Source organism: Paenibacillus sp. GYB003, from assembly GCF_036577625.1.
In the GTDB taxonomy this organism is placed as follows: Bacteria; Bacillota; Bacilli; order Paenibacillales; family NBRC-103111; genus Paenibacillus_AB.
Window position 1 is genome coordinate 15,282 of record NZ_JARBDC010000016.1, and the last position, 14,021, is coordinate 29,302.

Consider the following 14,021-nt stretch of genomic DNA (forward strand, 5'->3'; position numbering starts at 1 on the left):
TCACGTAAGCGACTCGAGGAGTGGGGGAGGGAATTCATTTGAGCGAATCGGCGCTGCTGCGAATGCTGCACGAAGCGACCGTAGCGACCGGTACGAGCGCGAAGCGCCATATCATCCATTTCAAAAACAAGGCGGCTTACGGCCGGTTTCTGGCCGCGTTCGAGAAAGCAAACGAGCTGTTTCCCGTCAAATCGATCGTCCAGCCGATTAAAATCATTCATGCGATTTCGTGCGCCCTGAAAGGCGGCGGCACCACGCTGCGCCATCCGAGCATCCGTTTCGTCGAGGAGGATATCGCGATCCGCGTCCACGGCTCCCACGCGAGATATATGCAGCAGCCGGCGACGCCGCGCCAATCCGACGCCTCGATCCCGTGGGGAGTCCGGCAAATCCGTTCGCCCGAAGCATGGAAGGAAACGCGGGGCGGCCGCATCCGGATCGGCGTCATCGATACCGGCATCGACTATTCGCATCCCGATTTGCGGGGACGCATTTCGCGCGGCATCAATTTGCTGCATCGCGGCCTGCTTCCCGCGGACGACAACGGACACGGCACGCACATTTCCGGCACGATCGCCGCCTCCAATCCGGAGTCGGGCATGGTCGGCGTCGCGCCGCACGCCATCATCCATCCGGTCAAGGCGTTCGATCACAACGGAACCGCCTACGTCTCCGACATCGTGCTCGGCATCGATTGGTGCGTCCGCAACCGGATGCATATCATCAATATGAGCTTCGGCATGAAAAATCGCAGCAAGTCGCTTCACGAGGCGGTTCGCACCGCGAACCGGATGGGTATCGTCGTCGTCGCCTCCTCCGGCAACGAAGGCAAGCTGACCTCGATCGATTATCCGGCGCGCTTTTCCCAGGTCATTTCCGTCGGCGCCACGACTTCGCACAAAAAAATAGCCCCGTTCAGCAACAGGGGCAAAGCGATCGACTTGTATGCGCCCGGCGACAAAATCCGATCGACCTGGCTGCATCACAAATATATGGAGCTGAGCGGCACGTCGATGGCCACCTCGCACGTATCCGGCGTCATCGCGCTCATGCTGTCGGTGAAGCCCGATTTATCGCCGTCGGAAATCAAATCGCTGCTGCAAAAAACGTCCAACCCGATCGCGGGGCTGAAATCGCGCTCCGCCTCGAAGGGCGGGGAGATCGACGCGGCTCGCGCGCTGCGCCATCTCGGCCCGTAAACGGGAAGGACCCTCTCACCCCTACGGGCTTCGCGGCTACCCTCACATGCTGTCCGGAGCGGATACGCCGACCAGCTTCAGCACGTTGCGGATGACGATGCGCAGCGCGGCCAGCAGCGCCAGACGGGCTTGCGTCAGCGCCGCGTCTTCGGTAATGACCCGCTCGGCGCGGTAGTAGCTGTGGAACTGCGACGCGAGTTCGTACACGTACCGGATCAGCCGGTGCGGGGCGTACTGGGCGGCCGCTTCCGCGAGCTCCGCCGGCAATTCGCCCATTTTGCGCAGCAGGTCGAATTCCGCCTCGCCGGCAAGCGGCGACAAATCCGTTTGCGGGCCGGGGGCCGCGGCGATGCCCTGCTCCGCCGCTTGGCGGAAAATGCTGCAAATGCGCGCGTGGGCGTATTGGACGTAAAACACCGGGTTTTCGTTCGATTTGGAAATCGCCAAATCCATGTCGAAATCGAGATGCGAGTCGTTGCTGCGCATCGTGAAAAAATAGCGGATGGCGTCGACGCCGACCTCGTCCATCAAATCTTCCAGCGTGACCGCCTTGCCGGTCCGCTTGGACATTTTCACCTTCTCGCCGTTTTGGTACAGACTGACCATCTGGGCGATCAAAACGGTGAGCTTCGCCGGATCGTAGCCGAGCGCGGCCATGGCGGCTTTCACCCGCGGGATGTAGCCGTGATGGTCCGCTCCCCAAATGTTGATCATTTCGTCGAAGCCGCGCTCGTATTTCGTGCGGTGATAGGCGATGTCCGGCGTCAAATACGTATAGCTTCCGTCGTTTTTGACGAGCACGCGGTCTTTGTCGTCGCCGTACGGCGTCGTCCGCAGCCAGGTCGCCCCGTCCTGCTCGTAAACGTGCCCGTTCGCCCGCAGCTGCTCCAGGGCGGGAGCGATCTTGCCGGATTCGTACAGCGACGTCTCGCTGTACCAGACGTCGAACGATACGCCGAAACGGGACAAGTCGCGCTTGATTTTGGCCAATTCCTTCTCGAGCCCGTACGCCTTGAAGAAGGCTCTGCGCTCGTCCTCGGGCAAAGCGGTCAGCTTATCGCCCTCCCGCTCCTTCAGCTCCTGCGCGAATCCCTTGATATCCTCGCCGTAATACCCGTCCTCGGGCATGTCCGCCTCGCGGCCGAGCGCCTGCAAATAGCGCGCCTCGATCGACTTGGCGAGGTTGTCCACCTGATTGCCCGCATCGTTGATGTAATATTCGCGCGTAACGTCGTAGCCGGCGAAATCGAGCACGTTGCACAGCGCGTCGCCGATCGCGGCGCCGCGGGCATGGCCGAGATGGAGACTGCCCGTCGGATTGGCGCTGACGAACTCGACCTGCACCTTGCGCCCCCCGCCGACCTGCACGCGGCCGTAATCCGCGTCCGCCGCCAGCACCTCGCGAACGACGTCGTGCAAATAGCTTTTGTCCATGAAAAAGTTGATGAAGCCCGGACCGGCCACTTCGACTTTGGCGATATAAGCTTTTTTCGTGTCCAGCTCCGCGATGAGCCGCTCGGCCACCTGGCGCGGGTTTTGCTTCGCCGCGCGGCTGAGCTGCATGGCGATGTTCGTCGACAAGTCGCCGTGCGCCTTCTCCTTCGGCACTTCCAGCACGACGGCCGGCAGCTGCTCCCGTTCCGCGATTCCCGCCTTCATGACGGCGTCCGCGATCGTGTCCCGAAGCAGCGCTTCGATCCGTTCGATAACGTTCATTCGCCTTCCTCCTCCTCTATCGTAAGCCTCAACCGGATTCGCCCGACATGGGTGCCCCCGGCGTACATATCGTAGCTCCAGGACAGCGAGCCGAGACCGTTTTGCAGCCTGCGGTCGATCCCGTGCGTATACAGCTCCATCTCCATCCGTCCTTGCGGCAGCTCGAAGCTGCCGGCCGTCCGTTCTCCGGAGCGGAACGTCAGATCGGACCGGACGTCGCCGTGACGAATCACTTTTACTTGCGCGTCGTCCCATTTTACCGTGGCGGTCGTTCTGCCCATATCCGTATCCGGCTCGGCGTAGCGCAAATAATAGGCGCCGTTTTTCGCGTACAGCTCGCCTTCGGCCTGCCGAATATGCGTTTGTTCCGCCTGCTTGCTTTCGATGCGTATTCGCACGCTGCGCTTCATGTCCGCCGGTCGCTCCCGTTTTTTTCGTTCATAGTCGGTATCGCCGTTCGTCCGAAAAAAAAGATGAAGGGCGCCCTTCATCTTTCGTTCCGTCCCGAGCGGCTTACTTGATCAGATCTTCCACAAACTTCGGCAGCACGAACGCCGCCTTGTGCAGCCGCGGCGTATAATATTTCGTCTCGATCTCCGGAATGCTCGCCTCGTCCACCTGAAGCGGATCGTACGTTTTGCTGCCGAGCGTAAAGGTCCACAGCCCGCTCGGGTAAGTCGGAATATTGGCCCCGTATACGCGGACGATCGGGAATATTTCGCGCACGTCGCGATTCACCGTCCGGATCAGATCCGCTTTAAACCAAGGATTGTCCGTTTGCGCCACGAATATGCCGTCATCCTTCAGCGATTCGTAGATGCCTTGGTAGAAGCCGCGACTGAACAGCTCGACCGCGGGCCCGACCGGCTCCGTCGAATCGACCATGATGACGTCGTACGCGTTTTTATGATCATGAATGTGCATGTAGCCGTCGTTGACGATCACCTGCACGCGAGGGTTGTCCAATTCGCCGGCGATTTCGGGCAAATATCGTTTCGAGTATTCGATCACTTTGCCGTCGATATCGACCAGAACCGCTTTCTCGACCTGCGGATGCTTCAGCACTTCGCGCACGACGCCGCCGTCGCCGCCGCCTACGATCAGCACGTGCTTCGGATTCGGGTGCGTGAACAGGGCGGGATGAGCCACCATCTCATGGTAAACGAACTCGTCGCGCACCGTCGTCATGACCATGCCGTCGAGCACGAGCATGCGGCCCCATTCGTGCGTGTCGATGATCGCCAAGTCCTGAAATTCCGTCTGCTCCCTCACGAGCGATTCTTTGATTTTTGCCGTTATGCCGAATTGCTCGGTCTGCTTCTCCGTATACCACAATTCCATGGGGCATCCCTTCTTTCCTCATTCTTCGCCAGAAGCTTGTCCGCCGGACAAGCTCTTTTTTTCATTGTAACACAAGGCACAAATTGTATTATAGTGGAACGCCGCAAAAATGCAATGCGCCTGCCCTACGACGCCGCGGCCGCCCCGCCTCCCTCCGATCGCCGCAATCGGCGCATTTTCTCGCACTTCGCCTGAATAGCTCGCTCCTTTCAGCCCCATACTAGTAGTAGTTTCCAAACTTAACCACCAGGAGGAGGAGCCGCCATGGACGAAACCGGCAACGGCCCGAGCCGCAAAACCGGGGGGAGACGCTCCGCGTCCGGCCGTCCCCGCAAAGGATGGCTGCGCAAATTGGCGACGTTCGTATTGGGCTGCGGCCTGCTCGGCGTCGTCGGCATCGTCGTGCTGATGCTCTATTTGCGTTCCCAGGCGCTCCCGGTCGGGACGTTCTCCCAGCCGTCGCAAATGTACGACATACACGGCAATTTGATCGCTTCGTTTCAATCCGGACAAAATCGCGAGTTCGTGCCGCTGAAAAACATACCGCAGCATTTGATCGAGGCGACGCTGGCCATCGAAGACAAACGGTTTTACGACCATGTCGGGCTGGACTTGCGCGGCATCGCGCGCGCCGCCGTGGTGAACGTGCAGCATATGAACATGCTGCAGGGCGCCAGCACGCTGACGCAGCAGCTCGCGCGAAATTTATATTTGACGCAGGACCGCACATGGTCGAGAAAAATGAAAGAAGCGTTGTACGCGCTGCAGCTCGAAATGCAGCTGAGCAAAGATCAGATCATGGAGATGTATTTGAACGACGCGACCTATTACGGCAATTCCGCTTACGGCGTCCAGGCAGCGGCGAAGCTGTTTTTCGGCAAGGACGTCGGCGACCTGACGCTGGCGGAAAGCGCTCTGATCGCGGGGGTGCCGAAAGGACCGCGCTATTATTCGCCGTATTTCAATATGGACAATGCGTTGGAGCGGCAGCATCTGATATTGACGGAGATGGCGAATCAGGGCTACATAACGGAGCAGGCGGCGGAGGAGGCGAAGCGGGAGAAGCTGAACTTTATGACCCCGGAGAAAAAAAGCGTCGCCGCCTCGGCCCCGTACTTCCGGGATTACGTCCGGCAGGTCGCTATCAATCAGCTCGGCATCGACGAGCGGGAGTTCGACGAAGGCGGCATCCGCATTTATACGACGCTGGACCTTTCCATGCAAAAAGCGGCCGAAGAGGCCGTCGCGAAGCAGCTCGCGAACTCCGGCGAGCTGCAGGCGGCGCTCGCGGCGGTCGACCCGCGCAACGGCTACGTAAAGGCGATGGTCGGCGGCAAAGATTACGGCGACAACCAGTTCAACCGGGCGATTTCCGACAGCCGGCAGCCGGGCTCCGCCTTCAAGGCGTTCGTCTATTTGACGGCGCTGCAGCAGCCGGGCTTTACGGCGGTCACCCGGTTCAAGAGCGAGCCGACCGTATTCACGTACGACGGCGGCCGCAAAACGTACACGCCGAGCAACTTCGCCGGCAAATATCCGAACGATTATATCGATTTGCGGGAAGCGATCGCGAAGTCGGACAATATATACGCGGTGCAAACGATCATGCAGGTCGGCGCGGACAAAGTGATCGAAACGGCGCGCAAGCTCGGCGTGACGAGCCGGCTCGAGCCGCTGCCGTCGCTGGCGCTCGGCACGTATCCGGTCAGCCCGCTGGAGATGGCCTCCGCCTTCGGCGTCATCGCCAACCAGGGCGTGCGCGTCGATACGACCGTCGTTACGCGGATCGAAACCGCGACCGGCAAGCTGCTGTACGAGGCCAAGCCGACGAAGCAAAAAATCGTCGAGCCGGAGTACGCGTACACGCTGACGAATTTGATGAAAAGCGTGTTCGACCCCGGCGGCACGGCAAGCCGGGTGGCGAGCCAGATCAAACGGCCGGTCGCCGGCAAAACGGGCACGACGAACACCGACGCCTGGATGGTCGGCTTTACGCCCGAGCTTGCGGCGGCGGTATGGGTCGGCTACGACCGCGACCGGGTCATCGACTCGGTCGAGTCGTACAAGGCGGCTCCGATATTCGCCGATTTTATCGAGACTTCGCTCGAAGCGGTGCCGCCGAAGCTGTTCCCGATGCCGGACAACGTGACGAGCGTCTACATCGACCCGGCCACGGGCAAGCTCGCGACGGACAAATGCCCGAACTCGCGCGTCGAAGCGTTCGTCAAAGGCACGGAGCCGACCGAGTATTGCTCCGAGCACGGCAGCGCGCCGGATACGGGCAAACCGGCGCCGAAAAAAGGCGGCTCGTGGTGGGAGGATTTGAAGCGCTGGTGGAACGATTGAGGCGGAAAAATGGGCGCAGCGATATCGCTTGCGCCCAATTCGGCTTCCCGGGTTCAATACACTTCAATATCAAAAAACTGCACATTTTCCATCCTTTCACCAGAAACATAAGAAGCGGTTACAGATTTAATTTTCATTTTTATAACATTGCCTGTTAAAGATCCATCTGCTTTAAGAATCGATTCTAAAACCTCATATGTGGTAAGAGTCCCTTGGCCACGAAAATCACCGTGTAAAAATCGCACGTTTTCCGCTGAAGTATGGTGTGGAATAGTTCGAAACAAAATCCATTGGTGTACGGCCTGGCGCAACGCAAAAAGGCAGACGAAGTCGTCTGCCTTTTTGCTGTCCTAGTATATTGTGCAAATATACTCCAATTAGTTTAACCGAGAAGCCGGATTCTAACAACGGCTGACACACAATCGACACAAATAGCGAAACCGCCTTCACCGCCGCGGAAAACGCCCTGCGAAGGGCCTCCTTCGCGGCGGTTTCCGGTTTCGTTGTACAGCCGCGGACTCCGAAGCCGTCAAGCCAATCCTTGCTTTAACGCGTCTCCCGAACGCTCCCACCACTCGGCGTTATGCTCGACCAAAACGCGCTTCAGCGCCGCCTTCTCGGTATCGCTCAAGCCGTCCAAAATGACGCGGCCTTTCAGCGCGTAATCCATTTTGTTGACGTGGTCGGCGAGAATTTTCCAGCCTCTTCTCGCTTCCGAATCGACGAGCATCTCGCAGGCGGCGACGCCCGAATAAAACGGGCCGTCCTCGCCGCGGCCGACGTTGACCCAGACGATCCAGCATTTGCGTCCGTTCGGCACGTCGTCCTTGTTCGTCGAAAACTTGATGCCGCGCTCGATTTTGCTCTTCGCGTGAATCGCTCCGAGGTCGATGTACGCTTCGTCCCCGTCGATCATGACGCTGGACAAGCCGGACAAATCGAGCGCGCCCGCGCCGAAGCCTTTATGCTCTTTGCTGCTGACGACGTTCAGCGCCAGCTTCTTCGGTTTTTCGTTCGTTTCCACACGCTCACCTTCCATCTTCCGATGCGATTTCACTTCCGTACGGAGTGTTCCGCCATGATTCGTTTAAAGAATAAACTTCCGCCAAAACGCGGTCGCTCACCCTCGAATTGCTGCGATAGTCGTTTTTCTTATTTTAGCTAATATTCCGTCAAAAGCAAACATATACATGCTGTAGATGCTTGTCAACGGGGTGAGATTCGTTATGATCAACCGCCTGTCCAAACGCGGCACGCTATGGCTTCTACTGCTCGTACTCGCGGCCGCCGGCTTTGCCTTCGTCCAATTCGCGGAACGCCCCGAGTCCGGCAAAGCGCTGTCCGCCTTGAACGAGCCGGCGCCCGGAACGCTGGAGCCTCCCGCGCCGACCGTGGATGCGCCGAAGCCGCTCAGCAAACACATCGTCGAGTACCATATTTCCGTCCAGCTGGACGCGCAGCAAAAAACGTTAACCGGCGCCGAATCGTTGACGTGGAAAAATCCCGGCGCCGAGCCCGTAAGCGAGCTTTACTTTCATTTATACCCGAATGCGTTCCAATCGAAAAAGTCGACGTTCAACCGCGAGTCCGGCGGCAAGCTGCGGCAGGACGAAATGAAGGAAGGCAGCTTCGGCCATATGAGCATCGAATCGATCGCAACGGAAAGCGGGATCGACTTGGCCCATTCGATGCAGTATGTGCAGCCCGACGACGGCAACAAGCAGGATCAGACGCTCATGAAAATCCGTCTGCCGCAGCCGGTTCCCCCGGGCGGCGAGACGACCGTGAAGTTCCGCTTCTCGGTCAAGCTCCCCGTCGTGTTCGCGCGCATGGGCTACAGCGGAGATTTCGTCATGGCGGGCCAATGGTTTCCGAAAATCGCCGTGTACGAGCCGAAAGGCACGCGCGGCCGCGCCGAGGAAGGCTGGAACCTGCACCAGTATCACGGCAACTCGGAGTTTTACGCCGACTTCGGGATGTACAACGTCCGCATCGAGGTTCCTACCAATTATACGGTTGCGGCGACCGGCTTTCCGATCAAGCCCGCTTCCGACGACGGAACGAAAAAGACATACCAGTTTTACGCGGACGACGTGCACGACTTCGCCTGGGCGGCTTCGCCGAATTTCCTTTACTACGAAGAGCCGTTTTCGGCCCCGAACGTGCCCGGCGCGAAAATCAAGCTGTACCTCGACCCGGCGCACAAATCGCTTAAAGACCGTTACCTGTACGCGGCGAAGCGGGCTTTGACCAAATACGGCGAATGGTTCGGCGAATATCCGTATTCCACGCTGTCGATCGTCATCCCGCCGAAAGGGGCGAACGGCGCCGGAGGGATGGAATACCCGACGCTCGTCACCGGTTGGGAAGCTTCGGACAAAACGGACAGCTTCGAGCTCGAGCGGGTCATCGTCCACGAAATCGGCCACCAATATTGGTACGGCATGGTCGCGAGCAACGAGTTCGAGGAAGCGTGGCTGGACGAAGGGTTTACGTCCTATGCCGAGGATTTGATCATGGCCAGCGAATTCGGAGTGAAGCCGAACTACCCGCTCGAATCGAGCTACGTGACGAACCCGGAGCCGCTCAAGCAATCGTCCTGGCTGTACGGCGGACACGGACGGTACGCCGACAACGTCTATACGCGCGGCAAGCTCGTGCTGGCCGGCATCGAGGCCAAAATCGGGCAAAAGCAAATGCTTCGCGTCATGAAAACGTATTTCGACAGGTGGAAGTTCAAGCATCCGACGACGAGCGATTTTCAGGCGGTGCTGGAAAGCGTGACGAAAACGAGCTGGGCCGAATACTTCGACCAGTTCGTATACGGCGGCGGCATGACCGACTACGCGATCGAGCACATTCAAACCCGCAAAGTGAAGCAGGACGACAAATCGGTATACGAAAACGCGGTGCTGATCAAAAAATACGGCGGCCATTATACGGACGTGCCGATCCGCTTCCATTTCACGGACGGGTCGGAAGTGGATAAGACGTGGGACGGCCGCGACCCGCAGGTGCTGTATACGATCACGAGCGAAGCGCCGATCGAATGGGCGGCGATCGACCCGCAGCAGACGATGATTTTGGAGACGAGACGGATCAACAATTTCATGCAAGTTTCGGTCGACAGCAAATGGAGAGTGCGCTGGAATATCGGAGTCGTCAAATTGATCGAGACCCTGCTCGGCGGGGTCGCCTGGTGAGGAGAATGCCGCATATGTTCCGCTATTTGAAGGACGGATTCAAGACGACCGCGTCGCAAACGTTTTTGCTGCTCGTCCTATGGCTGTATCATTTCGCGTGGGGATTCCTGCTGCTGATGTTCGTCAAATCGATCGTCGATCCGCTGCTGTACCGGTTTCCCGGCGAGCATTTGTCGCCGGCCGCCTCCCACCTGTTTTTGGCCGAAGGCCAGTTTCGCTTGATGAAAACCGATATCAGCCACGCGTCGCTCTGGATGCTGCTCGCCATAACGGGAGCGCGCATGCTGCTGACCCCGCTGCTGAATGCGGGCGTCTACTACTCCATTCACAACTCGCAGCTCAACTCGGGCTACCGGTTTTTGCTGGGCGTCCGCAAGCTCGGCAAGCCGTTTCTCGGCTATTACGCGATCCAAACGGCGTTGACGCTCGCTCCGCTGTACTGGCTGTATCCGATCGCGAAGAACGCCTTTTTCGCGCACGGCGATTACGCGTCGCTCGGCCTCGCCCTGCTGCCTTGGGCCGCCGCTTACCTCGTTTACGGCTTCCTGCTTCGCCTCGGCTTCATCTATATTCAGCTCGGGAAAACGAACGAGGAACGGCTCGGCAGGTCGCTCTGGCTGTTCGTCCGCAAATTCCCCGTCATCGCCGCGGCGGCGCTCGCGCTGATCGCGCTGTCGGGAGCGGTTACGGCGGCGGCGGTATCCGCCTCCTTGATTTGGGCCGGCATATCCGCGCTGATTTTGCAGCAGCTGTTTCATATTGCGAGCATGCTGTTCAAGCTGTGGACGATCGCCACGCAGTACCACGTATATGCCGGCGACGGTCAACGCTGACGCCTGTCTCGAGGTCGCAAATCGGCGGCAAAGAGCCTCATTTTCCGAACGGAAATGAGGCTTTTTGGCATGTTCGGACGTTATCCTCAAAAAAATGGCGATTAAAATGAAAAAAATTGTTGGAATCCAGCAGGAATATCGGAGGAAAGCGCGAATTACATTACCCCGGAAACAAAAAATCGAAACATGCCGAATTCTCGCGCAAGCGGGAAACGGGGGAACCATTCCGGGTGAATTGATCTCGCTTGAAAGTGATCATAGGGCACCTTCGACCGAACCCTCAGCTAACCTCGTAGGCACCGGAAGGAGTCCGCTTCTTTGAAAAAGGCAGCAATCATTCTTACCACCATGGTCGCGCTGTTCTGCGTGCAAATTGGTACCGCTTTCGCCGAAACCGTCCTCGACAAGACGGTAAACGAGCAAATCGGCGTCAAGTACAAAAGCGCTGGCGCGACACCGAGCGGATTCGACTGCTCCGGCTTCACGATGTACATATTCAACAAAATTGGCATCGAGCTGCCCCACCAATCGAAGTCGCAAGCCACGAAAGGGTCTTGGGTGGACAAAAAGGATTTGAGACCCGGAGATCTCGTCTTCTTCAACACCGACGGCAAAGGCATTTCGCATGTCGGCATTTATCTCGGCGACGACGAGTTCATTCACTCCGCGACCGACGACGGAGTCGTGAAAAACAAGCTGAGCGAGAAGTATTACAAAAATCGTTACGTTACCGCTCGCCGTGTCATCGAGGACGACCTGTTCAATCAGCTGACGGCCGAAGCCGAAGCGAAGTAACATCGCGAGGACGCGAACGGACAAGCACAAGCCCCGCAAGGCGCGGTATGCGCCCATGGCGGGGCTTGTCGTCGTTTGCGGGGGCGGCGCTCCCCCTCCCTGACGTACAGGCCGATCGGATTGTCGATTCGGATCCCGTCCACCGTCACGACGCCGATTTCGCCGCGCGAGACACTGTCGCGCACTTCCAGGGCGGAGGCGATCGCCGCTCCGTACCCGGCCGCCACCGCTTTGATCGTCTCCGCCGTGCCGCTGACCTGGAGGCCGATACGCGTGGCGGGCGCGCCGTGCAGCCGGCACAGCGCCAGCAGCAGCTCCCTGCCGGAGCTTCCTTCCTCGCGCACGACGAACGGCTCGGCCAGCAGCCGCGCAAGCGTCGCCTTCCGTCCGGCCAATTCGTGGCGTCCCGGCACGATAAACCGCAATTCGTCCAGCATCAGAGGCCGGCAGCTCAACCCCGCCGGCAGCTCCCGCCCGCCTCCGACGACGGCCATATCCGCTTCGTACCGGAGCAGCCGTTCGAACGCCTCCCGCGAATTGAGCGTCGTGATCGCGATGTCGATATCCGGGAGCTCGCCCTTGAAAGCCGCGATCCAGCCCGGGAGCAGCATATTGGCCGGCAGCTTGCTGAAAGATACGGAAGCGATCGCGCTGTCGCTGCGTTGCGGATCGCCGTATCCGCCCGCGGACGGGGCGCGGTTCCGCTTTCGCCCGAAACGGTCCGCTCCGCCCTGGGCTAACCCGGCCGCGATACGGCCATAACAAGCAAAAGCGGCAGGACGCTTGTCCTGCCGCTTCGTTTGCCGCGAATTACGCCTTCAGAACGTCGTGATCGACATAACGCTCGCCGTTCAGCTCGCTGATGACATTGATCGCCACTTTCGCTCCGTCGCCGGCCGTAACGATCGTATGGACGCTGACGCCCGCGCACGTTCCCGCGGCCCAAACGCCGGGGACGTTCGTTTTGCCTTGGGCGTCCGTCTTGAATATCGTTTTGACGCGCGGTTCCGTTCCCGGCGCCGTCTCCAGCCCGGCCGATTCGGCCAGGTCGGTCAAAAAGCCGGAAGCGATAATGACGTGCCGCGCCGAATAGGAGGCCCCTTCCGTTTGGACCTGCAAGCCGTCGTCGCCGCGGGAGATGCCGGTCACTTTGCCGGACTCGAATTTCGCGCCGAACTTCGCCGCCTGCTTCTTGCCCGTTTCCAGCAGGTCGGGGCCGCTAATTTCCGCCACTCCGTAATGGTTTTCGACCCATGCCCGTTTCGTAACGCTTTGATCGCTGTCGACCACGAGCACGCTCTTGCCGGCTTTCGCCGCGAAAATAGCCGCGCTGGCTCCCGCGGGACCCGCGCCTACGATGACGATGTCGTACATCAACCGAACCTCCTCGAGAAACGATAGTTTTCTTTCCATACTTTAGTATACAAAAAGTTTAAATAAAAGGAAACCGGCGCAAAACGCAGAAACGGCAAAAATCCCGCATCGTCGCCGCGATACGGGATTTACCGTCTGCTCGTCATATCGCCCTTACGAACGTAACGCGCTCGCCGGGCTTGACATGGGACACTCTTCGAAACGCTTTTAACCAAGCGATCGCTTGCGAATTGCAGTCACTGATCGTATTGCTCCACCATTGGGGCTCCGTCTTTGCCGTAACGGGAAGCGGAAAGCCCAAAATGGCTTCGATTTGCTCGAATGCGAGCGTCACCCTCGGGCTCAACTGAACATCAAGGTACTCTTCGAGCGGCTTGTATTTGTTCATATTTTTCACCCCTTTTCAGTATAGCGAGGGCGTCTGAACAAATACTGAACAAGCCTGCGTCTTCCGGTCCGACTCGTGCGGCGCGCATGGATATGCTACAATGTTGGGAAAACGTATGGTCGGAGGCGCTTATGTCCGGTAAAGACGAGCTGGTTCGATTCGGCGTATCGATGCCGTCGGAGCTCATTCAACAATTCGACTTGTACATCGCCGAGCAGCGATATACGAATCGGTCGGAGGCGATCCGCGACCTGGTTCGCAAAGAGATGCTGAAACCGGGTCGGCTGGCCCCCGATCAATCGGTCGCCGGCACGATCGTCATGGTGTACGACCACCATGTAAGCGAGCTGCCGCTCGTGCTGATGGAGCTTCAGCACCAATACCATAACGAAATCATATCGAACATGCACATTCATCTGAATCACGAGCAATGCCTGGAAATTATCGCGGTCCGCGGCCGGCTGAACAGGCTGAAGGAGCTCCAGGAGCAAATTCAGGTGCGCCGCGGCGTTCTGTACTGCGAATTGTCCGTCACGTATGTGGACGACGAACCGCACGATCGCGGCCGTATGCATGAACGCGAACCCGCCTCGCACGGCGCCCGCGAGCACGACCATCGACCGGAGCGCGGCCATCCCCCCCGTTCGCGCGAATAACGGGCATCGTTTTCGAAAATAAAGGTTCTCCGGCGCATCGGCCGTGATATTATCCCCTTACGGTAGACAGTGAAAAAAGAGTTCATGATATCATGGATTCAGCACTGTTGACCGGAGGGGATTTTTTTATGCCACCCAAGAAGGGGCAAAAGTTTAATCGTTATGATGAA

At 58.7% G+C, this 14,021-nt stretch carries 13 protein-coding genes and 1 riboswitch; of the genes, 6 read left to right on the top strand and 7 right to left on the bottom strand.

The window, feature by feature from the left end; genetic code table 11:
- Window positions 1-38 precede the first annotated feature (38 nt).
- Window positions 39-1,199 carry a S8 family peptidase gene (locus PV407_RS08750; protein ID WP_332089534.1) on the top strand — a complete coding sequence of 387 codons (1,161 nt, stop codon included), beginning with the start codon at window positions 39-41 and terminating at the stop codon, window positions 1,197-1,199.
- Between the two features lie 42 nt (window positions 1,200-1,241).
- Here PV407_RS08750 and argS read toward each other — a convergent pair whose 3' ends face one another.
- The 3 genes from argS to speE all read right to left on the bottom strand — a co-directional run bounded on the left by argS (window position 1,242) and on the right by speE (window position 4,256).
- The gene (gene argS / locus PV407_RS08755; protein ID WP_332089535.1) at window positions 1,242-2,915 is read right to left on the bottom strand and encodes an arginine--tRNA ligase; all 1,674 of its coding nucleotides are present in this window, start codon (window positions 2,913-2,915) and stop codon (window positions 1,242-1,244) included.
- Entirely contained in the window at window positions 2,912-3,325 is a 414-nt protein-coding gene (locus PV407_RS08760; RefSeq protein WP_332089536.1) for a DUF1934 domain-containing protein, read from the bottom strand. The genes argS and PV407_RS08760 overlap by 4 nt, the downstream gene beginning before the upstream one ends.
- A 103-nt stretch (window positions 3,326-3,428) precedes the next feature.
- Entirely contained in the window at window positions 3,429-4,256 is an 828-nt protein-coding gene (gene speE, locus PV407_RS08765; protein ID WP_332089537.1) for a polyamine aminopropyltransferase, read from the bottom strand.
- A 264-nt stretch (window positions 4,257-4,520) separates the two neighbouring features.
- Here speE and PV407_RS08770 point away from each other — a divergent pair, with 264 nt between their 5' ends.
- Complete coding sequence (locus tag PV407_RS08770) at window positions 4,521-6,602, top strand: transglycosylase domain-containing protein (protein WP_332089538.1); 2,082 nt, start codon at window positions 4,521-4,523, stop codon at window positions 6,600-6,602.
- A gap of 529 nt (window positions 6,603-7,131) precedes the next feature.
- On the opposite strand, the gene PV407_RS08775 is transcribed toward PV407_RS08770, so the two are convergent.
- Window positions 7,132-7,626 carry a YwhD family protein gene (locus tag PV407_RS08775; RefSeq protein WP_332089539.1) on the bottom strand — a complete coding sequence of 165 codons (495 nt, stop codon included), beginning with the start codon at window positions 7,624-7,626 and terminating at the stop codon, window positions 7,132-7,134.
- 202 nt (window positions 7,627-7,828) lie between these two features.
- Between PV407_RS08775 and PV407_RS08780 the strand changes: the two genes are divergently transcribed.
- From PV407_RS08780 to PV407_RS08790, 3 genes are all read left to right on the top strand, one after another.
- Complete coding sequence (locus PV407_RS08780) at window positions 7,829-9,805, top strand: M1 family aminopeptidase (protein WP_332089540.1); 1,977 nt, start codon at window positions 7,829-7,831, stop codon at window positions 9,803-9,805.
- A gap of 14 nt (window positions 9,806-9,819) precedes the next feature.
- Window positions 9,820-10,638: a hypothetical protein gene (locus tag PV407_RS08785; protein ID WP_332089541.1), complete on the top strand. Its 819-nt coding sequence runs from the start codon at window positions 9,820-9,822 to the stop codon at window positions 10,636-10,638.
- A 177-nt stretch (window positions 10,639-10,815) separates the two neighbouring features.
- Window positions 10,816-10,952, top strand: a riboswitch (cyclic di-AMP (ydaO/yuaA leader).
- A 4-nt stretch (window positions 10,953-10,956) separates the two neighbouring features.
- Window positions 10,957-11,433, top strand: coding sequence for a C40 family peptidase (locus tag PV407_RS08790; RefSeq protein WP_332089542.1), 477 nt, complete (start codon window positions 10,957-10,959; stop codon window positions 11,431-11,433).
- On the opposite strand, the gene PV407_RS08795 is transcribed toward PV407_RS08790, so the two are convergent.
- The 3 genes from PV407_RS08795 to PV407_RS08805 all read right to left on the bottom strand — a co-directional run bounded on the left by PV407_RS08795 (window position 11,403) and on the right by PV407_RS08805 (window position 13,195).
- Window positions 11,403-12,185, bottom strand: coding sequence for a LysR substrate-binding domain-containing protein (locus PV407_RS08795; protein ID WP_332089547.1), 783 nt, complete (start codon window positions 12,183-12,185; stop codon window positions 11,403-11,405). The two genes, PV407_RS08790 and PV407_RS08795, sit on opposite strands and share 31 nt — an antisense overlap.
- Window positions 12,186-12,243: 58 nt before the next feature.
- Window positions 12,244-12,807: an FAD-dependent oxidoreductase gene (locus PV407_RS08800; RefSeq protein ID WP_332089543.1), complete on the bottom strand. Its 564-nt coding sequence runs from the start codon at window positions 12,805-12,807 to the stop codon at window positions 12,244-12,246.
- A gap of 142 nt (window positions 12,808-12,949) precedes the next feature.
- A complete protein-coding gene (locus PV407_RS08805; RefSeq protein WP_332089544.1) occupies window positions 12,950-13,195 on the bottom strand; it encodes a DUF7662 domain-containing protein in 246 nt (81 codons plus the stop codon).
- Between the two features lie 131 nt (window positions 13,196-13,326).
- Here PV407_RS08805 and nikR point away from each other — a divergent pair, with 131 nt between their 5' ends.
- On the top strand, window positions 13,327-13,851 hold the full coding sequence (gene nikR, locus PV407_RS08810; RefSeq protein WP_332089545.1) for a nickel-responsive transcriptional regulator NikR: 525 nt from the start codon (window positions 13,327-13,329) through the stop codon (window positions 13,849-13,851).
- Window positions 13,852-14,021: the final 170 nt, after the last annotated feature.